Source organism: Sphingomonas sp. PAMC 26605 (genome assembly GCF_000241485.1).
Lineage (GTDB): Bacteria > Pseudomonadota > Alphaproteobacteria > Sphingomonadales > Sphingomonadaceae > Sphingomonas.
Genome location: NZ_JH584242.1, coordinates 175,464 through 198,000, shown reverse-complemented (window position 1 = coordinate 198,000; position 22,537 = coordinate 175,464). Strand labels below are relative to the sequence as shown.

The 22,537-nt window shown below is 60.8% G+C and carries 22 protein-coding genes; 4 read left to right on the top strand and 18 right to left on the bottom strand.

The window, feature by feature from the left end:
- Nucleotides 1–134: 134 nt before the first annotated feature.
- From RH90_RS19095 to RH90_RS19080, 4 genes are all read right to left on the bottom strand, one after another.
- Complete coding sequence (locus RH90_RS19095) at nucleotides 135–623, bottom strand: hypothetical protein (RefSeq protein ID WP_037493776.1); 489 nt, start codon at nucleotides 621–623, stop codon at nucleotides 135–137.
- Nucleotides 620–1,036 (bottom strand): lysozyme inhibitor LprI family protein, encoded by a 417-nt coding sequence (locus RH90_RS19090; RefSeq protein ID WP_157134736.1) that lies wholly within the window; start codon nucleotides 1,034–1,036, stop codon nucleotides 620–622. The genes RH90_RS19095 and RH90_RS19090 overlap by 4 nt, the downstream gene beginning before the upstream one ends.
- Nucleotides 1,037–1,047: 11 nt before the next feature.
- Entirely contained in the window at nucleotides 1,048–1,395 is a 348-nt protein-coding gene (locus RH90_RS19085; RefSeq protein WP_010188121.1) for a hypothetical protein, read from the bottom strand.
- Nucleotides 1,396–2,279: 884 nt separating this feature from the next.
- Nucleotides 2,280–3,308, bottom strand: coding sequence for an IS110 family transposase (locus RH90_RS19080; protein WP_029625484.1), 1,029 nt, complete (start codon nucleotides 3,306–3,308; stop codon nucleotides 2,280–2,282).
- An 884-nt stretch (nucleotides 3,309–4,192) separates the two neighbouring features.
- Here RH90_RS19080 and RH90_RS19075 point away from each other — a divergent pair.
- Together RH90_RS19075 and RH90_RS19070 are read left to right on the top strand one after the other, a co-directional pair.
- The gene (locus tag RH90_RS19075) at nucleotides 4,193–5,104 is read left to right on the top strand and encodes an Abi family protein (protein WP_010188119.1); all 912 of its coding nucleotides are present in this window, start codon (nucleotides 4,193–4,195) and stop codon (nucleotides 5,102–5,104) included.
- Nucleotides 5,105–5,336: 232 nt separating this feature from the next.
- Nucleotides 5,337–8,027: a TrlF family AAA-like ATPase gene (locus RH90_RS19070; protein WP_010188118.1), complete on the top strand. Its 2,691-nt coding sequence runs from the start codon at nucleotides 5,337–5,339 to the stop codon at nucleotides 8,025–8,027.
- Between the two features lie 137 nt (nucleotides 8,028–8,164).
- Here RH90_RS19070 and RH90_RS19065 read toward each other — a convergent pair whose 3' ends face one another.
- A complete protein-coding gene (locus tag RH90_RS19065) occupies nucleotides 8,165–8,794 on the bottom strand; it encodes a plasmid pRiA4b ORF-3 family protein (RefSeq protein ID WP_010188117.1) in 630 nt (209 codons plus the stop codon).
- A gap of 236 nt (nucleotides 8,795–9,030) precedes the next feature.
- On the opposite strand from RH90_RS19065, the gene RH90_RS22250 reads away from it, so the two are divergent.
- The gene (locus RH90_RS22250) at nucleotides 9,031–9,273 is read left to right on the top strand and encodes a hypothetical protein (RefSeq protein WP_157134735.1); all 243 of its coding nucleotides are present in this window, start codon (nucleotides 9,031–9,033) and stop codon (nucleotides 9,271–9,273) included.
- 5 nt (nucleotides 9,274–9,278) lie between these two features.
- On the top strand, nucleotides 9,279–10,598 hold the full coding sequence (locus RH90_RS22245; protein ID WP_010188115.1) for a zeta toxin family protein: 1,320 nt from the start codon (nucleotides 9,279–9,281) through the stop codon (nucleotides 10,596–10,598).
- Between the two features lie 42 nt (nucleotides 10,599–10,640).
- Here the strand turns inward: RH90_RS22245 and RH90_RS22240 are convergent, their stop codons facing one another.
- The 13 genes from RH90_RS22240 to RH90_RS18995 all read right to left on the bottom strand — a co-directional run.
- Nucleotides 10,641–10,997 carry a hypothetical protein gene (locus tag RH90_RS22240; RefSeq protein ID WP_157134734.1) on the bottom strand — a complete coding sequence of 119 codons (357 nt, stop codon included), beginning with the start codon at nucleotides 10,995–10,997 and terminating at the stop codon, nucleotides 10,641–10,643.
- Nucleotides 10,998–11,077: 80 nt separating this feature from the next.
- The gene (locus RH90_RS19045; protein ID WP_010188113.1) at nucleotides 11,078–11,380 is read right to left on the bottom strand and encodes a hypothetical protein; all 303 of its coding nucleotides are present in this window, start codon (nucleotides 11,378–11,380) and stop codon (nucleotides 11,078–11,080) included.
- Nucleotides 11,377–12,039: a transglycosylase SLT domain-containing protein gene (locus tag RH90_RS19040; protein WP_010188111.1), complete on the bottom strand. Its 663-nt coding sequence runs from the start codon at nucleotides 12,037–12,039 to the stop codon at nucleotides 11,377–11,379. Before RH90_RS19040 ends, RH90_RS19045 begins: the two co-directional genes overlap by 4 nt.
- Entirely contained in the window at nucleotides 12,036–14,072 is a 2,037-nt protein-coding gene (gene trbL / locus RH90_RS24630; protein WP_010188110.1) for a P-type conjugative transfer protein TrbL, read from the bottom strand. The genes RH90_RS19040 and trbL overlap by 4 nt, the downstream gene beginning before the upstream one ends.
- A 32-nt stretch (nucleotides 14,073–14,104) precedes the next feature.
- Nucleotides 14,105–14,314: a hypothetical protein gene (locus tag RH90_RS23630; protein WP_010188108.1), complete on the bottom strand. Its 210-nt coding sequence runs from the start codon at nucleotides 14,312–14,314 to the stop codon at nucleotides 14,105–14,107.
- Nucleotides 14,315–14,338: 24 nt separating this feature from the next.
- On the bottom strand, nucleotides 14,339–15,121 hold the full coding sequence (gene trbJ / locus RH90_RS19030) for a P-type conjugative transfer protein TrbJ (protein WP_010188106.1): 783 nt from the start codon (nucleotides 15,119–15,121) through the stop codon (nucleotides 14,339–14,341).
- A 17-nt stretch (nucleotides 15,122–15,138) separates the two neighbouring features.
- Nucleotides 15,139–16,557: a TrbI/VirB10 family protein gene (locus RH90_RS19025; RefSeq protein WP_029625483.1), complete on the bottom strand. Its 1,419-nt coding sequence runs from the start codon at nucleotides 16,555–16,557 to the stop codon at nucleotides 15,139–15,141.
- Between the two features lie 22 nt (nucleotides 16,558–16,579).
- Nucleotides 16,580–17,515 carry an SPOR domain-containing protein gene (locus tag RH90_RS22235; protein WP_010188102.1) on the bottom strand — a complete coding sequence of 312 codons (936 nt, stop codon included), beginning with the start codon at nucleotides 17,513–17,515 and terminating at the stop codon, nucleotides 16,580–16,582.
- 113 nt (nucleotides 17,516–17,628) lie between these two features.
- Entirely contained in the window at nucleotides 17,629–18,549 is a 921-nt protein-coding gene (trbG, locus tag RH90_RS19015; protein ID WP_010188100.1) for a P-type conjugative transfer protein TrbG, read from the bottom strand.
- Between the two features lie 17 nt (nucleotides 18,550–18,566).
- Nucleotides 18,567–19,277: a VirB8/TrbF family protein gene (locus RH90_RS19010; protein ID WP_010188098.1), complete on the bottom strand. Its 711-nt coding sequence runs from the start codon at nucleotides 19,275–19,277 to the stop codon at nucleotides 18,567–18,569.
- Between the two features lie 5 nt (nucleotides 19,278–19,282).
- Nucleotides 19,283–21,817, bottom strand: coding sequence for a VirB4 family type IV secretion/conjugal transfer ATPase (locus RH90_RS19005; RefSeq protein ID WP_010188096.1), 2,535 nt, complete (start codon nucleotides 21,815–21,817; stop codon nucleotides 19,283–19,285).
- A complete protein-coding gene (locus RH90_RS19000) occupies nucleotides 21,814–22,146 on the bottom strand; it encodes a conjugal transfer protein TrbD (RefSeq protein ID WP_029625481.1) in 333 nt (110 codons plus the stop codon). The genes RH90_RS19005 and RH90_RS19000 overlap by 4 nt, the downstream gene beginning before the upstream one ends.
- 1 nt (nucleotide 22,147) lies before the next feature.
- A partial coding sequence (locus RH90_RS18995; RefSeq protein ID WP_010188094.1) for a TrbC/VirB2 family protein occupies nucleotides 22,148–22,537 on the bottom strand: 390 nt, incomplete at its 5' end.

Below are 22,537 nucleotides of genomic sequence, written 5' to 3'. Positions count from 1 at the left end.
TCGGCCAGCCTCGCCATTCCCAAGATGCGATCGTTTTGAGAATGCTTCGGGCTTCTCGCTCTCCTCACCCAATCGGGACGACCACGATCGGCGTAATCGGACGGCGATCTATTAGCGTATATCCGTGCCCGTTTTTATGTCCCGACCCCGATGAGTGGCACTGGATCAGTGGTTGTGCGACCGCCGATAGCCCAGCGACATTGTGCATGCTGCAACAGGCCGGCAAGCGGGATCGGGCGAATTACAAAGAAGCCGGGGATGGCGAAGGTGCGGGACCGGGGTTGCGCCACGTCGAACACGATCGCCCTACCGCTGCGGATACGTACCACGCGAAATCCGGAGATGTCCTCCCAAGGCCAGAAGCGGTCGATCCCCAAGATACTGTAGTGCAGCCCTGCCGGCTCCAATACCATTGTCGTTGGGCGCACGATCTGCAAGACGCCCAGGAGCAGGACGGCCATACCGATCCCGCCCAACGGCAATCCAACAAAGCGGAAGGATGTCTGCGTGGCAAAGCCGATCGCCGCGATCACAGCGACTGATCCGCCCACCACGAACATTGCTTCGTCAAGTCGGCGCCGTCGTAGCACGATGGGCGGATTGTCGAGCCGCGGGTCGGTCATTCAATGCTCAGGACGCGGACGTAGGCTTCGAGCTGAAGGGCGCGGTCTCGGATCACGTTGGTCGTATCCGATGCCTCCATGGGTACGTACATCGTCCCTTGCCGGCTCTCATACAGCGCGGTTCGTGCCGTGTTCTCACTGTCCCGAAAAGCCAACCAACCCCGTTGAGATTTGCGCAGTCGTTCAGCTGCGGCAGCAGGCAGCTTTTGCACCAGGGTTGCAAAAGCAACATTCATCCGGCGATCGTAAGCGTGCTCCGCCGCTGCCTCGCAATCGGTTTGTCCGGCCGTGGAAGCATTGGCCGTAGCGCTGAGACAGTGATTGAGCACGGCAGCAGTGGCATCTTTTGAAGTCGAGGCCGAAACGAGGCCCAGCCACGCCATCGCTAATGAACAGGTCAGCGTTATCTTCATGCGAGGATCGATCACAACCCCGTGCTCGACCGCTTCCGCAGCATGAATATGCCTGCAACAGTAAGGACGCCACCCAGACCGATTAGGAACATGGATAGGCTGTTCGAGCCCAACTCGGAATTGTTCGCGGCACTGATCGCCTGCGCGGCCGAGTTTGCGTCGGTCGCAGTCATGGTAACGGCAAAAGCCTTCTCGTCGCATTTCGCCAACATGTCAGAGCCCTGGTCCTTTATGCGCTCACGGCATTGCGATGTAAGAGCGGCGTCCGCCTTTGGGGGGCCTCCGGTCAAACTCATCAGGCCGCCAGCAGCAAGCAGCGCCAAGCCGAGCACGAGCAAGATGACGGGATTCTTTTTCATAGCGGCCCTTATCCCTTTTCGGCAGCATCCCTGTCGGCTGACAGGGCGCGCACTATGAATCAGGTTAAAACGCTTATGACAACCGTTCAACAAACGGCCGTTTTTTGAACAGCGGCAAGGGGCCGGCTAGAGCCGGCCCCTTGCCACGGGCCAATGTTCATCAACCGGTTCGGAAAACAATGTGCAGAAAAGGCCCACGTACGTCAGCTATCCGCACCGAAGTGCCCGATAGCTGCCAGTTGACAACGGCCCCTCGCCAGTCGGCTCGATGCTGGTGCCGAGTGACCTCAGAACGACGCCATTCGAAACCAATTACCGAGCGCGCTCTGTGGTAAGGATCGGGCGACCGCCGATCGTCTTCTTGGCCTCGTCGAATGACGGGTTCCGTCCGGAGCCGCCATCCGCCGTTCGCTTTACGAACGGCTTGGGTTGGTCGCAAGCCGCCATGCCATCTCCGTCCAAAAATCACATGAATTCCGATGGCACCGCCGAAGCCACGGGCGCGGCCATTAATCGAGGCTTAGCGTGTGCGGCAAACCCTGTCGCTTTGCCCGAGTAGGCGGAAACCCGATTTTGTAGGTTTTCCGTCACTGCCGATCGTTAGCGTATAACTGGGTCCGTCGTCTAATCGCGGTGAGGTCAAGGAGATTTCATCGGGCGCATTTCCTACCTGTTAAAAACATCATCTGATGACTGCTTCTGCCGGTACATGGTCGTCTACGCGGTCGCCATTTGGCGCCGCAGGATGGGTTTTCGTAAAAGCGGATCTTCCAATGTTCTATGCGCATTCAGGCAGTGTCGCCTCTCGCAACGGACATAGCGGAATGATCCGGCCTACGCCCCGGCAGGGGCATCCTCAGGCTGGCATTTCGGTCAAGCTGTTGTCAGCTGACGGCAGCGCCAGCGGTCCGGTCGAAAAGCTCTCCGGTATGCAGCATACGGTGCATGATGACGGCAAGTTTGCGAGCGACCGCCACGGCTGCTCTCTTGAAGCCGAGACGTTCCCTCAATCCGACACCCCACTGTTTCAAAGTGCTTTCGCCCGTCGAACGCGTCAGGATCACGACAGCGGCCTCGTAAAGCAGGCCGCGGAGGCGCGGATCTCCCCGACGAGATATGTGGCCGCCGTAATCGACTTCGCCGGACTGGTAGCGCCTAGTCGTCAAACCAAGCCAAGCGCCTACCGCACGAGATGATTTGAAATTGCCAGGTTCTTCCACGGCTGCGACGAACGAAGACGCCGTGACCGGACCGATGCCAGGAATGGACATGAGTAGAGCGCATCGTTGATCCAACCGCGAGGCGGCACGAAGTTGCCCATCAAGTTTAGCAGCCTGCATACGCAACCCTCGCCAGGCATCGAGCATCGGCAAGACGATCCGTTCAAGCTGGGTATTATCCGCCAGTAATCGACGGACATGGCCCTCAAAAGCACCACCAGCGCTTTTCGGCACGACTAGGCCAAAGGTCTTCATCAGTCCGCGAATCTGGTTCGACATCTGAACGATCACTTTGAGAATCTGATCTCGCGCCGCGACCAGCGTACGCATCAGCATGCTCTCGAACCCCTTTACCCGAACTTCTCGGTAGAAGCCGACTTCTGCAATATGCGCCAGACCATCCGCGTCGTTCGCGTCTGTCTTGTTCGCGGCCATATCCAGCGCAGCTTTCGCGTGCCGCGCATCAATGCAGATGGCAGGAACACCATCGGCCTTGAGCGCATGGTAGAACCACGTCGACAATTGACCGGTTTCGAATACGACCCGCTCGGCGTCCGGCGCGCGTGCGCGGATCAAATCAGCTAAAACCTTCGGATCTGACGCACATTTTCCACGCCAGATGCGTTTGCCGCCCCGTCGCACCGATACCGCTGTCTCTTTCAACGAAACGTCCAAACCGACATACGCGCTCATGGTCGTCCTCCGTCATAGGCAGGATCAGGGCTACTTCCCCAACCAGCGCTTCATCTTAGCGCCGAACTTTGATGGCACCGATATCGCCCGTCCAAGTCGTAAAAGGGTTCAGTACGATCCGCGATTACCCCATGTTCTATGTACTGACCCCTGACCGCTGCAGCGTTGGCCCCATAATGCTGGCCACCCCGCAACCCGACGTGCCGGAGGGGGAAGCCTGATGCCGATCCGCCCCGAGCATGTGTTCCTATACCCGATCGACTGGCCGCAGCTCTCGCACCATGTGCGCTTCGTGCGGGCAGGGGGCTACTGCGAGCATTGCGGGCGCCCACACGGGCAGAGGGTATTCCATCTGCGGGATGGACGATGGTGGGACCGAAAGCGGCATTGCTGGCGCAACGGCCAAGGTCGGCGCGTGCGACGCCCGACGGAGAACATCTTGGCGCACGGTGCGTGGACGCCGGTGGTGCTGGCCTGCGCGCGCCTTAACCATGACCCCAGCGACAGTGCGCTCCATCAGCTAGCGGCTCTGTGCCAGCGCTGTCACATTCTTCACGATGGCCCGGAGCATCGGCGCAGGCGATGGATGAACGCGCATTACCGGCGCGCGCTAGGCGACCTGTTCTACGGCCCTTACCCAGCGCTCGGAGCCGAGTGGATCACGCCCACGCCAATCAGCATGCTTGGCGGTAGCCCATCGCTCTACGCCTGGGTTCGGTGAGGGATGACCATCGTAGCTGCCGAAAACGGCTCCAAAAAGGGCCCGCCCTTATTGCTTTGTTGAGTTTTCGCTCATATCTCGGGGGCAATCGAACCCGCCAGGCCTCTGCTCGTAAGGGTATGCACACTTGGCGGGTCTTTTTTTGTCCTGCTAAGCAGGACGGGTGCCACGCCCCTTCACAAAGCCCGCGACGACGATCGCGCAGCAGATTCAACATCTCCAAGCCGAAGGCATGGCGATCCCCGACGTGGCGCGGGCCGAACACTGGCTACGCCATGTCAGCTACTACCGCTTGAGCGCCTACTGGCTGCCCTTCGAACATCCCAAAGGCAATCCTGGCCCGCGCTTCCTACCGGGCACGAGCTTCGATACCGTCACCGCCTTGTACGATTTCGACCGCCGTCTTCGGCTGCTAGTGCTCGATGCAATCGAGCGGATCGAAGTCGCTGTGCGCGGAAGCTGGGCGTACGAGTTGGCGCAGCGGTTTGGCCCCCACGGCTATCTGGATGCGGCGCTTTACTATCATCCGGGTAAGTATCACAACAACTTGACCCGCTTGGCTAACGACGTCGCAAGCTCGCCCGAGACGTACATCGACCATTATCGTCGGACCTATAACACGCCGGCAATGCCGCCGGTGTGGACGGTGGCGGAGATGATGTCGTTCGGGCAGCTCTCGCGTTGGTATGCGCTGCTCGGCGATCGGGCGCTGCGCAATGCCATCGCCAAGCCCCTCGGGCTACACGAGGCGGTGCTGGTGCCGCTCTTGAAGCATCTTTCCACGGTCCGAAATAGCTGCGCGCATCACGCCCGGCTTTGGAACCGAGGCTTTCTGCTGCGCATGCGGGTGCCCTACAAGCCAGCTGCCCTCGTCAACACGCTCGAACCGCCGGCAGTCCATGCTCCAGCCCGGCTCTACAACGCCTTGGTCCTCATCACTTACCTGCTGAGGCATGTCGCTCCAGCATCGACGTGGCGTGACGAGCTGATGACGTTGCTCGCCCAACATCCGACCGCCGATTTATCTGCAATGGGTTTTCCTCAAAATTGGGTAGCTAGGCCCTTGTGGCTTTGAAATTCGCTCGGCCCTCGGCGGTCCAAACCGTCCGGTTATAACCCCTCGACTACGAAGGGACACTCGGCAAAGCTTTACCGCTCCCCCAACACAGACCTTCGTTTATAAGCCATGCGCCTACCCAAAAATCAGTGCCGTGATCGTTTGGGCAAGCGACAAAAAAACGCCTTTATCTTGTCGGTTGCATAACGCGCACGTTCTGGCGTTATGTGCCGTTGGGGGAGATAGAACAGTGGCAGACGAACCCTTTACGGTCTTGAGCAACGGCGCGCACTTCTTTCGCGCTGATCTGCACATTCACAGCTATGGTGCGTCGCATGACGTCAAGGATAGCGCGGCCACACCCGCCGCCATCGTCAAAGCTGCGGCCGATGAAGGCATCGCCATTATTGCCCTCGCCGACCATAACGAGGTGGGGAATATTCCAGCCGCTCAGGCGGCTGGCGCGGAGCATGGCGTCTTCGTCGTTCCAGGCGTCGAGCTCTCGACCCCTGAGGGTCACCTCCTCTGCTATGCGCCGACCTATGACGCGATGGAGCGCTTCTTCAATCGGCTCGACATTGCCGATCGTCGTACCGACACATGCCGTTGCCAGAACGGGATGCTCCAGTGCTTGAACCTTCTGGCGAGCGAGGGTGGCTTTGCAGTGATCGCCCACCTCGAGCTAGCGGGCGCGTTCGAGAGCAACATGCCACGCTTCACTCCGGCGAAGCTCGACATCTTGTGCCATCCGGCGCTCGAGGGGATCGAGGTCACGCGTGCCGATTGCCCGATCTTGTATACCAACCAAGACGGTGATGCCGATCGCCGCGGCGCGGCCGATCAACGAATCAAGCGGCTCGGCATAGGATCGTCCCAACACCTTGCCCGCGTTCTCAACAGCGATTCCCATGCGCTGAACGCTGTCGGTCGAAACGCCAATCGTGATCAGCGTGTCACGCGATACAAGATGGAAGCGCCAAGCTTCGATGGACTGCGACTGGCGATGCGCACGGCTGACACGCGCGTACGTATCGAGGAAGAGCTCCCCGCCATCGTACCCACCGTCGAGGGGGTCGAATTTCAGGGCGCGTTTCTCGACGGCGCGTCGATCAGGTTCAGCCCGAACCTGACCTGCATCATCGGCGGGCGGGGGAGCGGCAAGTCGACCATCTTTGAGAGCCTCTGCCTGATCGGGGGGGGATCGACAGAGGACGTCACGGTAATCGACAGCGACGTGTGGCCGGACCTATTATCGCTCTTCTATCGGGACGAAACGGGCCAAACCCACACCTTGGCGCGGAGCAAAGGCAGCTTTCTTGAGAACCTCGACGACCCCGCCACAGGCTCCACGAACTTTCCAATCGAAAGCTATCGGCAGGGCGCCACCAACGAGATCAGCAAGCGAGTTCAGGACGACCCGCTCGCGCTTTTGACGTTCCTCGATCAGCTGATGATGATCGAGGCGGCCATCGAACGCGAGGACGAGGTGCGCCAGCAACTCGCCGAGCTTCATCCCAAGGTCGCCGATGCGGCGGCCCGGGTCGCACGCATCCCTGAACGCGAGCGGGAACTGACGTTGAAAACCGCGCAGCTGAAGCGGCTGAAGGATGACAAAGGCGAAGAAGTAATAAAACTGCAGCAGCAGCTCGAGGGAGAAAAACGCGCGCGCCTCGCGATCGAGCGCTCGCTCGCAAAGCTGACAGGCGCGGTGAGCAGCGCCAGCATCACCGAGATCACCGCCGAGATCAAAGCATCGATTACCGAGGAAGTCATCGAGGTGGGTGCGCCCGAGGCGAGTGCGATCGTGACGACGACGACAGCCTATGAAGGGTCCGTATCCGGTTCGACCGAGGCGCTCCGCAAGCTCACCACCGAATATGTCGCGGGCGTCCGCGCACAGATCGCAGCTTGGAAGAGCAAGGAGGCGCAGACCGCTGGGCAGATCGAAACGAAGAAGCAGGAGCTTCTCAAGCACGGCATCCGGCTCGACATGCCCTTCATTCAGAAGCTGGTGGCGGACGAGGCCCGCGCGAGGGAGAACGTGCGGATACTCAAGACATGGATTCTGGCGTTGGAAGGACTGCGCCGGGACTATACCGGCTTGTTGCGACAGCGCTGGGCGGCTCGAGACGAGGTGTCGAAGATCCGCACTGCCTTTGCGGTACGGTCGTCGGCCGCACTTAAGACGACCCTGTCCGACCTATTCGTCTCGCTGAAGTTCGAGAACAACGCGCTGGCCCCCGAGGCCGAGCGCCTCCTGATCGACGCAATGGGGTGGCGAACGCTCCAGCAATTGAAGGCGCGGGCCCTCATTAACACGGTAACTCTGCCAGCCCTACTCGATCAGGCCCGCCGCAAGGACGTCAAGGCGCTGCTCGCCCTGCGTAATGACACCAACACAGCTATCTTCACCAAAGGCGAGATCGATGTCCTCTTCGAGCGGATCGCCGAGCCCGAACTGCTCTCGCAACTTGAGGCAGTCGCAGTTCACGACCTGCCGCGACTGAATGTGACGAAGCGCGTCGAGATGGTCGGACAGGCGCCGCATTACGTCCCGCGCGATTTCAAGCGGCTATCGCTCGGACAACAGCAATCGGTGCTGCTTGCCCTCATGCTAACGAGTGAGAGCCGGGCGCCGCTAATCGTCGATCAGCCCGAGGACAATCTCGACAGCGAGTTTATCTACAAGACGCTCGTGCCGGTTATCCGAGCCGCCAAAGAGCGGCGGCAGGTGATCGTCGTCACGCACAATGCCAATATTGCAGTGCTGGGCGATGCCGAGCTCATCCTGGCGCTCAAGGCAACCAACGACAAAGCCTCCGTGGTCAGCCGCGGATCAATCGATCATCCACCGACCTGCGAGCTGGCGTGCGCAATCTTAGAGGGGTCGCGCGAAGCCTTCGATCGTCGCGCCCAAGTCTATGGTTCCGGGCAGCGGTGACGATGAAAGGCAGAACGCGCAGACCTTACCCGTCCATCATAATCAGCGTCTAAGCGGCCCATTTTCCACCGGCATGTATAGCGTGTGGTGTCACCACCGAGGGGTTGTGACACTCGCTGAAAGCGTTGCGGCACCGTCTATGGGCGGAGATGCCTGAAGCGATAGCTTCCCTTGGCGGCTCGCATCGCCTTCGTGATCGCCTTGTTGATTGCTTCGAGATCGAGCCGCTCCGGTTCGAACTTACGACCCGCCCACCGCCGTACCGCCTTATGCTCCTCGTGCTCGGGATCGAGCCAGGCTTCGAGGAAATCGGCGTAGCCGGAGTACCCTCCCACATCTTCGGGCGGCCCGGATCTTACACCCTCAATGCATCGGGGATAGCTGACATCCGGATCACGCATACGGCGACGGAGCACGATCCGGTGATGCCAATCGTCGCCATAGTCGTACACGTACAAGGCTTGGAGGCTGGCGTCCTCGCCGTAGGGGAAGCTGAGGTCCTGCATGCGCACCTCGCCCGCCTCGATAGTACGGGGACCATATGTGTCGCCATCATCGAACTCGGGCGCGCCGATCGTCAGTCCGCCGACATCGAAGCGATGCAGATGGTTATCGGTCCAGCCGAACGCCGCCTGCAAAACCTCATGGAACTGCGCGAAGTTAAGATTGACGGGCAGCTCCAGCGTGCGCTCGATTCGAGGCTCGATCCCAAGAATGTGGACATTCGCGGTGATGATGAAACGGTCTGGGTCGAAGGGATGTAGCATGGCTCAAACATGCCCCAGCCTTTCCTGATCGGCAATGTTGCCTCGCTAGGGCAGCGTGCCGCGGCCGTTATGCCCAATCTGCGAGGCTGGAAGAAAAGTAGACCTTTTTACCACGGCCATGCGACCGATCGGCCGCGAGGGGATGCAAATTACGATTGCGCCCCGCTGCCCCCCTTTGCAGCGGGGCGTTCGCTTTTCAGCCGAAAAGTGTTATATTGCTGGCGAAGGGAAGTGCCGTGAGCGAGAGTAGCCTAGACCGGACCATCGACGGTATCGACCGGCACCTATCCTATCTCCACAAAGAACGTTGGGCGCTTGAGCACGCGCAGCTTCGCGATGCGGCTCGGAACGCCACTGGCGAGGAGCAGGCGCGCGCCAAACAAGCGGTGCGTGACCATTATGCTGAGCGCAATCACCCGGAGACCAGCCGCGACCCTTTAGTTCGGCAGGCGACCATGAATTACGAACGCCGGCAGTAGTAGGCGTGAGTGACGAGCAGAAGTCGCTTGGCGATGCCGAGCGCACCGCGCTTGCCCGTGAGCTTACGGAGGAGCAAATGGAGATCGCGCCGGCTGTAGAGCGGCCGGTTGCGATCTTCACCGCAGGCCAGCCCGGTTCGGGCAAGAGCATGATCGTCAACCGGATCAGTGTGAACTTGGAGGATTTGGGAGCACCGCCCGTTGTGATCGATGCCGATGAGGTACGGCCCAATTTGCCGTATATGCGTGATCGGATCGCCAAAGGTGACTTGGAGATACCGGCAGCGGCTTACGGCGACGCGGGCACGATCGCTGCGCAGATGATGGAGGTGGCCGCCAAGGCGCGACGCAACATTGTCTATGACGGTACCCTGTCCAACTCCCATTATGCGCGCATCAACGTCGAAAAGCTGAAGCTGGAAAATTACCGTATTGAGATACATGGCATGGCGGTCGCGCCAGACCTTAGCCACGCCAGCACCTACGAACGGCGCGAGCTACAGATCAAAAGCTCGCCTACAGGCTTCGGCCGAGGCGTAGGCGACGATTTTCATAATCAAGCCGTTGCCGGGCTGGTCGAGACAATCGGCGCGTTGCAGGCCGATGGGAAGGTTGATGCGATCGTGCTCTACGATCGACAGGGCAAAGTCGTCGGCAGCACCCGCATGGAAGAAGGCCGTTGGGTCCCCGACGAACAGATGGCCGAAGCCTTACGGAGCGTTCACCAGCACCCGGATCAGCGGACGCTCCGGGATGCCGCCGCCAGTTGGGATAATGCAGCGAGCATGATGCGAGATCGCGGCGCTGACCCGCAGGAACAAGGGAAAGTTGACGCCTTCCGAAATGAAGCAGCGGCCCGCACCCCCTCCCCGGCAGAAAACGCCGCCCGGTTCGATGCCGCGTGCGCGGCCGAAACCAAGTCTATCGTTGAACGGGCGACACGGTTAGAGAGCGCATTGCAGGGCCGGCTTGAGAAAGCGCAGCGGGAACGCGAAGAGACGTTGGCGGATAAGCCAACGACGCTAAAATGGATGCCCGGCGCGGCCAAGGCGGTTGACGCATGGGACGTCAAACAACGCGATCAATTCCGCACCGTTGCCAACACGATCGCGCGCATTGATCGTGTTGCGCCCTACACGCAGACGCCGATACCCGGCTATCCGAGCAAGGTGGAAGAAATGGCCGCCAAAAAAGTCGAGCGACGCGACCCACAGGCTGCGCGCGAGGCGATAGCTTTCCGGGTTGCAGAGCGTCAGGAACAGGCGCGAACGTTCGCGGAATCCCGTTCGCAACAGCAGGGCAACGGCCAGAAGCTAAGCCGCTAGAATTTTAGCGGCTAAAATTCCGGCGCACGCTTTTGATTCAAATCAACGCGTGATGTTATGACGAGCGACGTAGCCGGCGCGCACCACCGATCGCGCAACCCATGAATACGACATGCAATGTACGCCGTCGCTTCGCGCGCGAGCCCATGCCAGATCAATAATCCGATCGCCCCAGCGTTGAGCAACCCAGCGCACGGTTGCGGCTGCCTCGCGATTATACGGGACGAGCCACACGACGCGGCCGACGTGGAGCCGACGCCGGATCGCGTCGAGGTTTTCCCCGAGGTCAGGATTGTCCGCGTCGTTCGCACCGGCCGAGATCACCGCAGCCTGATAAGCGATGACCGGAGGTGTCCGCCCTAATATCGTGGACGAGCTGGCCCCCGCTTGTGCGATCACCGCACATCGTTCGCCGAAGGCGGCTCGCACCGCAGCGGCCGTCGCAGCCGCGTGACTATCGCCAAGAATAAGGCACGGGATCACCGGCCGAACCGGGCCTCTATGTCCGCCGCGAGCGTATCTTGATCGGCCATTTCACCTTTTGCTAGATCAAGATCGACCTGGTGCAGTTCGGATGGAGGCGGCGTCATCGCTGCGATCAGAAACTCGCGCAGGATCGGTTGAGCTTCCGCAGTCTCAGACCACCGGGCCAATGCCGGCGTATCCTCAAATCCACCCGTGCCGACCATTTCGATCAGAGCCCGGTTGCGATCGACGGGGCCGAGGACACGCGGCACGTCGTCCACTGTTCGGTAGGGCAACCAAGACGCCCAGCCCGTCATTCTACGACCGCGATCGTGCGCGGGACGTAACGCGGAGCCGTAAAGGCCACGCTGATCGGTGCGGAATAGGGATTCACGTCCCCGGCCGTCGCAGAGCCCCTAGAAGCGCGCTTCGATCGCATGGAGGCGACACGAACGGGCAATGGCTTGGCGGCCATGACAGGGGCGGTTGTGACCGGCGCAGCGTCCACGATCGCAATCGTCTGAGGCGTGACCGTCACGGTGTCATAAGTATGAAAGCGCGACGCGAGCCAGCTTCCCCATTGGCGTGCATTGACCATGATCGCCGCCCGATAGGGTGCGTTGTGAACCGGCGTGCGCGAGTGGTAGTTCGCAACACGCGTCCAAACGTCGCCGCGATCATTCTTGATGTGCCCGCGCAGCCGCCATGCGGCCAGATCGTAGGAATAACAGCCGGGCTTAGCCACGTCCCCCGTCCCGATCCCGTAACGCGCGAGCGTGCGGATATAGGCCGTGTTGAATTGCATCGAGCCGATATCATAGGTCGCGTTGTTGTTCCGGACCCATTGCCCCGGCCGCCCCCCTTCCCGCTGTGCCACGGCAAGAATGATGTTGGCAGGCACGCCATACTTTGCCGCAGCGCCGATCGAGCACACGACCTTTTCATGGATCGCTGGCGGGATATCCGCCGGCATCATGGGTTCGCTCCGCGATTGACGAATTCCGATACCTCGTTGCTGGCGTCCACGCGCGTTGACGGGTTGTCGCCGCGTTGACTTCCCGAGATCGAGTCCCCCCCGAACCCGCCGGGGTCCGCGCCGATCGCTTCGGAGGGGCCGCCGTCGCCATCGAGTGCGCCGCCGTCTGAACCTCCGCGACCAAATGTCCCCGAGCCCGAGCTACTATAGGAGGAGGAATCGAACCCTCCTGTGGAGTTTGCCGATCCCGGCGAACCGAAGCTGCTCGACCCGCCAGAGCTACGACCGCCGCCGCCCCGCGAGGCCCCTGCCCCGGTTGCGGGTGTAAGGGTATCACCACCCCCTTGCCGAGCAGAGCGAGCCGCCGCCGCAGCACCGGGATTACGAATTTCGCTCGCAATCTGTCCGCCGACCGTGCCCGCTATGCGGGCACGCGCTGCATCTGCAACCGCACCCATCTTATTCGATGCGGTTCGAGCGATGCCGCCGCCGAGGTTCGAGGCCATGTCCGCCGCGAATAATCCAGCCGTGGCCATACTGCCCCTGCCCGACGAACCGCCGCCAGAGCTAGACGCGCCACCCGATCCGGCGTCCGAGCTACCTCCCGCACCGCCGTCACCTAGCCCAGCAGATGCTTCGGCCGCCGATCCGGCTTCCGCCGTAGCAGCGACGACTTCTTCAGCCGACCCGGCCGCTGCACCATCGGGCTCCCCAACCGCACCAGCTATGCCACCACCCGTCGTCCCAGCCGGTGAGCCGGCACCGGAGGTTGCAGTTTCAGCGCCGCCATTTGATGCCGTCGCCGCCCGATCGCCGGCATTGTCGTTAGCGCCACGGCCGCCCCCGCCCCCGCCAGAGCCGCCCATAGCTGATGCGAGCGGCGACCCACCGCCGCCGCCGCCGCCGCCGCCACCGCCACCGCCGTCAGGGCCGAGGCCACCACCGCTTGATCCTTCACCCGAAGACCCGCCGCCCGAGCCCGAGCCCGAGAACATACCACCACCGCTTGCCATGTTATCTTGAGCAGACTTGAAGGCGGCGCTGATCGCGCTCGCGCCGCCGGCCGCATTAGCCGCACCAGCCGCAAGCGCCGCACCACCCGTTGCCGCTGCCGCAACAGCCATACCGCCGGCCGTCATGGCCGCGCCAGCACCAAGAGAGCCGACGTTCGCGGCACCGCCGACGCTTGCCCCGGTGATGATTCCGGCAACGAGGCCGGGGATTTTGTTGACGAGCGCCAAGAGGATTACGCAGGCGACCATCATCGCTGCTAGTTCCTTGATCGACGTGGTTGCCGCCATGCTGGCATGGTATTGGTCTATGAATGACTTACCGATGCCGACGAGAAGAACCATCGCCATGAGCGACGCAGCGACACCTAGAACTGTCTTAAAATAATTGATTGCCATGTCCGAGGTCCACCGGGCACCCCCGAAACCAAGGAAGAAGATGCCGCCGTAGGCGAGTATCCATGCTGAAACGAGCAGTAGCAGCATATTGACCGCCACCAGAGCGAGCACCACGAGGATGATGCACGCGATGATGATTCCAACCGCCGAGTCCACCGGCTCCCATATCGAAGACTGATCGACCGTCGTGGAGACGATATCGAAACCGATATCGACAATGCTTCCCGGCGTAACAGGGCCGATGCTCGCAGCATTGGACCCGAGTTGCTGTAGCGATCGAATGATGGCGTCCGCGATTGATGGACCGTTAGAAAGCAGAAAGAAATAGAAGCCGGTGAAGACGACAAACCGGATGAACTCGGAAAAGAACTCTCCAAGATCGGCTCTCCGCAGAGCCATTAAGCCCATCGTCCACACCAGACTGATCGTTGCCAAACCCCAAAAGAGGAACGAAGCCGCGCTTGTCATCGCAGACGACCAGCTACGGGCCGCCGCCGCGTATCGGTTCTGAATGTCGGCGAACATCCCGCCGCCCTGAGTTTGGGCCAAGGCAGGCGTCGCGACCGTCAATGCAACCAGCGCGCAGAGCCCAAGAAGGGCCAGTTTATTCCGATTTTTAACCATCGATCCGGCCCTCAGTTATCCTCGCATCAAGCTCACTTGGGCGTCGTGTATTCGTACTTGCCCGGCGGGGTTTTTGTGTAAGAGCCGCCTCGACCCGGCCGAGGGCCGGTCGGAGTGGCAGGCGCGGTGACAGCAACCGGCGCGGCCACAGGGGCATCCGGCTTCGCGCGCATCATGGTCACGAGCAGACCGAGGAGGATGACGACCACCGCCACCAATAAGCCTACGAGCTTCATATTCATTTCGTCACCCTCCTATCGTGTCGCTCAGTTTGGCGTTGTGTAGGCATAGCTGCCATTGGGCGTTTTGGAGTAGGTGCCGGCTCGCGCCTTTTCCGATGCCGCAGCACGCATAGCCTTTTCGTCCATAGCGGCTTGCTGGACAGCGAGCGTCGCCGCCTGTTGCGACATTAGCTGCTGTCGAAGTGCAAGAAGCTGGTTCGCCTGATTAGCGGCGAACTGGTTGGCATACCCGAGAGCTTGCGCCTGTCCCGTAGCCCCCTGAGCATTGCGCTGCATTTGTTCGAGGTTTGCAGCTTCTGATTTCAAACTGGTCTGCTGCTGACTAATACCGCGCAGCACATCGGCGTTAGACGCCATGAGAACCTGTTGATTGGCGCTCTGTTGAGCTTTCATCGCTGCAAGTTGGGCGGGAGAACAGCCGGTCGCACCAAAACAGGGCGAGCTTCTGTAGGCGTTGGGGTCTTTGAATTTGTTCAAATATGCATCGATCCCGCCTGTCTGGCGCGTCAATGAGGAGAGCGAACTGGCGCTCTGTTGTAGCCCGTCGATCGTGCTTTGGGCTTGGCTCCACACATAGGCAGTTGGAGCCAACGTGTTTTGGAGCATGTTCTGATATTGTTGAAGCTGTGTCTGGTACTGCTGAACTTGCTTCGCCGTCGCAGCCACGCTTTGCAGGGCCGTTACCGTCGTCTGGTGGACGTTTGCCACATCGACCACCGCGAACTGTGCTTCCACAGGCGTCGCGAGGGGAGCGGCGAGGACCGCCAGCCCGAAGCCAATTTTAGCGGCTAAAATTACCTTTCGCATCGGTTTCACTCCTTTGGTTAGTAGTCAAATGAACGATATGGCTTTGAAAACGCGAGGTCTTTCGTAACCACGACATTGAACCGGAAGCCGGGCCGGATCATCAACGTAGGCGAGATATTGAGGTTCTTTTGAATCATCATCGCGGTAGCCTGTCCAAGCTGTTGCCCGAGGGCTTCGCTCAGAGCTGATCCCGCACTCTGGCGTTGGTTGCCGTTCGTTTGGAAGTTCGATTGCGGCTGGCTAATCGTCGCGCCAGCCGTCACCGCTGACAAGAACAATGCGGAGGTGAAAATCCGCAGATAGTGGTTGTTTACTTGATCCTTGAAACCGCCATAGCCTGCACTGTCGGAGCCGGGCATTGCGCCGAGGTCCATCGCCTTGCCATCGGGGAAAACGATACGCTGCCACGCGATCAGAACCCGCGACTGACCATATTGAACGTCCGCAGAGTAGGAGCCCACGAGCCGGGCACCTTGAGGGATCAGGAGGTATTTGCCGGTCGCGCTGTCAAAGACGTTTTGCGAGACTTGAGCGACAATCTGCCCCGGCAATTCGGAGTTTATGCCCGAGATCAGCGTTCCCGGAATGACGAAGCCGGCCGTTAGCTGGTAGCGCGTGCGCGGAGCCGCCGGCTGTGAGTCCAGTTGCCACCGATCGCCGCCTTGTTTGTTGGCGAACTGACCCAAGTCCCGGCCCGGCTGTTGCTGACCCGTGGCGTTGCCACCGCCGCCGTTGGCGGCCATCTGGCCTTGCAGCGCAGCGAGACTTTGCATGTCTGTGGACGACGGCGCGCTACCTTGGGCCGCCGCCGCCGCGATTTGACCGCGAAGGGCCTCTAGGCGTTGCGCCGTACTGCCGTTTGCATCACCGCCGCCGGGCGAACCCGCGCTACGCGCAGCAGCCATTTTGATATTCGTGGGGGCGCGAACGGCGTCCGTGAACATTTGGTCCCTAGCAGCGCGCATCGCTTCCATGCGTTGCCGGCGCGATTGCACTTCCGGCGACACCGGAGGGGGTGAATAGTTACCCGCAGAGCCCCCCGGAGGCACAGGTGGAGCATCCGGGTTAACTGGCGCGATCGGAATGCCATTGGCATCGAGAGCGACCGGGCCGGGGACCATCGTCGGGTTTGTCGGTACGGCCGGAATGCTACCCGTGGCGGGGACTTCCCCGCCGGCCTGTGTCCCTGCGACCCGACGCGCCATGTCCATCGAGTCAGGACCTTGTTTCGGCGTTTGCAGATCGTCGGCTTTGACGGTGTTGACCTTGCTTCGATCGATCACGACCATGACGACGACCAGCAGGAAGACGACAACGAGAGCGCCGATGATATAGATCGGCCAGTTGTTTACGCGACGAACGCCCGTGATGAGGCGTGATTGAGACGTGGAGCCACCCGGCGAAGCGTCGGGCGACATTGGATCAGCAGTTGCCATCGTATTTACTCCAATCCGCCGATCAGGCTTTGACCACGATGCAGGCGGTAGCTTTCAGCCCGCCGCAAACTGTTTTGGCAAAAGCGACCGTGCGGTAGGGACCGGCCTGTACGAACGTCATGCCCTTGGTGGACCGAGCGAAGCGCGGCGACAGAGCCGCCAGCGCCGGCCGCTTTGCTACCAGCGTTCGCCAGTATTGCCGGGCTACCCGTTCGGTGCGGAATGCCGCGAACTGGACACGCCAGCCGGCCACCGCAGCGGCGCGGCGAGCTTTCGCCCGGCTTAACTCGGCTTGGTATCTGGCGAGCTTCGCCGACGCGGTACGCACCATCGTATCGGCCGTTTGATACTCGGCGAGTTTCGCCGCCATTTGAGCGACTTGCGCGTTCGCAGCGGCAATCTCAGCGCCACGGGCGTCCACCGCTTGTTGCGCCGCATAGGTCGTCGCAGGCGGGATAGGGACTACCACCACGCTTGCGGGTTCACTGTAATTAGATCCTCGCAGCGAGCCCGGAGCCGGGGCGAGTGCCGCTTGCGGCGCTACCCCGGCGTCAACGGCCGCAAGTTCCGCTTGGACCTGTTCAGCATCAGCGGGCAGATCGGGCCGCGTCGCGCGCTCGACAAGCTGTTGCGAGGCACCCGACAGATTGAGCGCCCACCCGGCTGAGGGAGCCACGCCCCCTTCCGTCGTATAGCCGCGCGTGAGTGACTGGCCTCCTACCCGCAGCATGACGCGGTAGAAGCCCGTCATGGGCCGATCTACGACGTAGCGGAGCGGAAGGGCCGAGGGATCGGCCTTAGCTCCCCGCGCCCCTTCCACGACCGCATAACCCCGCTTGCGAAGCCCATCGGCGAGCGCCTGTCCGAACGCATCGTCCGACGCGCTTGCGTCGATCGCCAATCGAGAGATCGCGGGGGGATAGAGCTTGACCAGCTCGACCAATGAATCGGCCACCATCGCTTGCGCTTCGGGTGCCGGCGCGACAGCAGCGGTGCTGCCGAGGTGTGCAGTCGAGAAGGCGCATCCGGTTAGGACGAGCGCGACAGCGGCGATGGGGGCCGCTCGCACGACTACGACCCCCTAACGATGGTGATGCGGGTTTGACGCTTGCCGACGCCCGCAATCATCACAGCCTCATCGAACACCTGATCGACAATGTATCGATCGTCTTGGACGCGGTAATTGACCAACGAGGTATCGGCCGTTTTTTTGATGCTGCCGCCCGCACGCACCACCAAGAGCGAAGGTGCTTCCGTCTGCTTCATGGCTTGCGGCATTTCGATGATGGTTTTTACGCCGTCATTGAACACGCGGATCGGCTTCCACCTGGCCTTCCCCTTCACGCTGTAATTGAAGCTCAGGTTGGAGAGATATTCGGCCGCCGGCCGCGAGCCGGCGGCCGAGCCCCCGCCGCCGGGGACGGCGATCGACTGTTCGTTCCTCATAACCTCGTTATGCGCCTTGAGAGCCGCCCACTTGGCGGTCACGTCGTCAGGGTATTGGAACGCCACGCGAGACATGAACTCGTATCGGGTGGACGACAGCTTGATATGGTAGGTGCGGCGATCCGTCGTCACCACAAGCGAGGTTGAGAGCCCTACGTCCATCGGCTTGATGATGAGGTGTTGCGTCTCGTTTGGTCCCGAGTTGGATACGGCCGGTTCGATCAGCCAACGGGCACTATCGCCCACGTTGATCGAGTTGACCTGCTCCCCGGCCTGTAGCTGCACGTCGCAAATTTGGAGGACCGCGCAGACGATCGACGGCTCGGTCGCGCCGAAAAGGAAGACCACCGACCCTTCCGCGCCAGCGACAGGGCGGATGCCCGTGGCACTCCGTTCCTGCCAATCCTCCGATATCCGTAGCGCATCACGTTCAGCCGGCGTCAGGGGCGTATCGCGAGTATTGAAGACGGTAGGCGTGCTGTCCTGAGCCACCGCAATGGTCGGGATCGAGCAGAGCAGAGCCGCGAGAATGATAGTCCGTTTCATGTTGCCAATCCCTCCCTTTAGAGTGTGCGCGACCACGAGTAATCGCTGACGTAGATGCCGAGCGGATTGTCGTGGATTTGCTGTTCAGATGTGCCGGTGCTGGGGGTGTTCACGCGGATCGTCACCAGCGCCCGCCATTTCTGAGGCGGTTGAATAAGTCCGCCTTGCCGATCGCGTTCGGTTTCGGTCCAATCGACCTGCCAAGTCTGCGCTGTTTGTGGGATCACCGACGCGATTTCGACGCTGACGGTTCGTGTCTCAGCACGCTTGAATGGCGTGGTTTCGGCGTTTCCGTTCAGCCAGTCGTTCATCTTCCCCATGGCCGGATCATTAGGCAGCAGCATGGAATAGACGCGGAAAATCCCCTGCCGCTGAAGAGCGATATCCGACGTCACGAAGCGGGCGCTTTGAATGAACGCACCGAGTTGCGCCTGCACAACACGGGCATCGACCGGGGCCGCGCGATCGGCGCGCGTCGTTGCGACGGCCGTTCCGAGATCATCGACCTTCACAACGTAAGGGACAAACTTCGATTGGCTTCCAATCGAGATAATCCCGCCCACAGCCGCGAGGACGATTAGAAGCGACAGGATCGCTACAAATTGCCACATGCGCCGCGAGGCGGCGAGGCCGCCAACGTGATCGTTCCACGAGCGCCGCGCCGAAAGGTAAGGGTTGGTTTCTTCGACAGGCAGGGGGGCGGCCTCGCGCCGCCGGAACTTGTCCATAAAGCTCACGCCGCTTCTCCAATCATAGGTGTGACACCGCGCAGGGACAGCCATTCATCAACCCAGCGCGGGCCTAGACGGGCTTCCAGCCCCTTGATCGTGGCGATGGATTCCTTGTCGGTCGCACCGACGAACGCGAGTGCGACCGGACCGAGCGCCAGTTCAAATAGCCGGCGACCGTTTTCCGAAACGTAGTAGTATTGGCGCTTAGGAATCGCCGTTGCGAGAATGTCGATCTGGCGAGGATTGAGCCCCATCCGCTTGTAAAGCTGCGACGTGTCTTCATCCCGAGCATAGACGTTCGGAAGGAAGATTTTCGTTGCGGTCGATTCCACGATCACATCGAGGATGCCCGAATTGGCAGCGTCCGAGAGGCTTTGCGTCGCCATAAGGACAAGGCAATTCGACTTACGAAGCACCTTGAGCCATTCCCTGATCTTGGCGCGGAAAGCCGGATGCCCGAGCATGATCCACGCTTCATCGAGAATGATCGCGGCGGGCTGACCCCGCAGGGAGCGTTCGATGCGACGGAACAGGTAGAGCAACACGGGGAGCGCATATTTCTCCCCGAGGTTCATAAGCTCCTCGATCTCGAAAACGGTGAAATCGGAAAGTGCCAGACCGTCCTGTTCGGCATCGAGCAAATGCCCCATCGCGCCGTCCACGGTATATTGGCGGATCGCGTCGCGGATCGCTTCATCCTGAATGATGATCGAAAACTCAGAGAGCGTCTTGCCCCCGCTTTCGTACATATTCACGATCGCATTGCCGATTTCATTGCGCTGCGCTGGCGTCGTGATGACCCCGTTGAGCGCAAGGATCGTGTCGATCCAATCCATCGCCCAAGCCCGATCGCCCTTGGTTTCGAGGAAGGCCAGCGGGCAGAAGGCGAGCGTTTCGTCATCGCCAGCAACGGTGAAATGACTGCCACCGACAGCCTTAGCGAGCGGAAAGAGCGACATGCCCTTATCGAACGCAAAGATCGACATGCCGGGATAGCGACGAAGCTGCGCTGCGATCAGGCCAAGGGCCGTGGACTTACCAGCGCCGGTAGGCCCGAACATGAAACTATGCCCCACGTCGCGGACGTGGAGATTAAGGCGGAACGGCGTTGAGCCGTTGGTGACGCCTTGCATCAGCGGAGGCGAGAGAGGCGGATACATCGGGCACGGCGCGAAATTGAGCCCGGTCCAGATCGAGCTAGTCGGCATCAGATCGGCGAGGTTCATCGTATTGATGATCGGCCGCCGCACGTTTTCGACGCCATGGCCGGGAAGGCTTCCAAAGAACGCTTCCAGATTGTTGATCGTCTCGATGCGAGCGCCGAAGCCGATAGCCGTAATCGCCTTTTCTAGCTGGCGTGCAGACAATTCTACCTTGTCACGATCCTCGTCCATCAGGACGACGACGGAGGTATAATAGCCTTGCGCGACTAGGCCGCTGTTGACTTCCGCCATGGCATGATCGGCATCCTCGACCATCGACAGGGCATCCTGATCGATCTTGCCGCTGTTCGTCTGGAACACCTGATCGAAGAAGCCACGAACCTTTTGCCGCCATTTTTTGCGGAATTTTTCAAGGTGTTTAATCGCCTCATGCGTGTCCATGAAGATAAAGCGGGTTGACCAACGATATTCGGTCGGAAGCTCAGACAAAGCCGAAAGAACGCCGGGCGTGCTTTCCAGCGGAAATCCGTCAATCGAGACGGTTTGCACGAACTTGCGGCCGATGCGCGGGACAACACCCGCCCACATTTCCTGCCCGCCGATGACGGAATCCAGATACATCGGGTTAGAGGGGAGGATAATCGGTTGATTAACGCCCGTAGCGCAGAATTGGAGCCAGCGCAGGAAGTCGCATTGCGTGACGGTTGAGCCATCCTCGTTCATCACGTCGTGACCGCGCAGGCGGTTGAGCTTCAACGCTGCTCCCATGCGGCTTTCAAAGCTCACAATATCGCGCTTAAACTTTTCGATCAGATCATGCGTGCGCGCCTTTTGCGTTGGGCTCGGGCGATCGTCATCGAACATTAACTCCGTGAACTTCTGTTCGGCCAGCATTGGCGGGAAGAAGGTCGCGGTAATGACGAAATACCCCTCGTACATCGTCCCCAGCCCCTCAAATAGCTGGCGGCGTTCTTCATCGATCATTTCGGTGATCGGATCGGGGAAGTGCGAAAGTCCACGTTCGGAGTAGTTTGGCGCAGGCCGGCGCGGCGCATCGACGTGGATCATCCAGCCGTTGCCGAGCCCGGCGAGCGCCTGATTGATGCGGAAAGACACCATTTCGCGTTGCTGATCGGTGCTGCTGGCGTTGTCGTCGCCAGAGTAGAGCCATGCGGCCATGAACGAGCCGTTTTTGCCGACGATCACGCCGTCATCGACCATAGCCGCGTAGTTGAGCAGATCGGCCATCCCGGCTTCTTTGGAGCGGAATTGGTCCAGCTTGTTTGTTTTGGCGTTTTTTAGGACCAACGCGAACAAGGCGACGATCAAGATCGTCCCCATGACCGCGATGGTGATGGCGAATGTCTCGATCATTTTTTCTTCCCCGGTTCGCTGTACCGCTTCCGCTGGCTTCTCGAATTGAGCCGGAAGGGCGTGGAGCGGGCCGCGTAATACCCGCGATAGGCCCGGTGCCGTAGATAGACGCCCCGAAGGAGCGGGTCGGCCTTCGCCATGAGGCGAGCCGCCCACAGTCCCCCGAACCAGATGAACAGGCCGGCGATCCACGCTTTAGGTTCGTCGATCGCCGGCCCGATCAGGCCGGCCGCTGCCACACCCGCAAGCATCACAAGCTCCCGGTCCCCACCCATGAACAGGTTGTTGCGAACACCGGAGCGACGGATGGGGACAGAGCGCAACGGCATGTTAGGCGAACCCAACCATGCCAGACGGTGTGAGAGCGGCGACCGTAGCGCCGCCGCCCGAGATCGAGGACAGGACCGCGTTAGCGCCGACGAGCAGCGAGGCGACCAGCACGAGGAGCAACAGGGCACGAGCGAAGCCGTTCAGATCGCCGCCCATGACGAGCGCGCCACCGGCAACGACGATGCCGACGACGGCAAACGCATAGGCGATCGGTCCCGTGGCCGACTGCCGGATTTTCGTCAGATAGCTTTCGTAGGGCAGACCGCCGCCGCTTTCCGAAGCCCATGCGGCGTGAGGCCACAGAAACAGTGCGACGATCGCAAGCGCCAGCAGCGCAAGCAGGAGGCGCTTTCGCGCCGGCTCATTCCAGTAGAGTTGCACGTCAGTTCT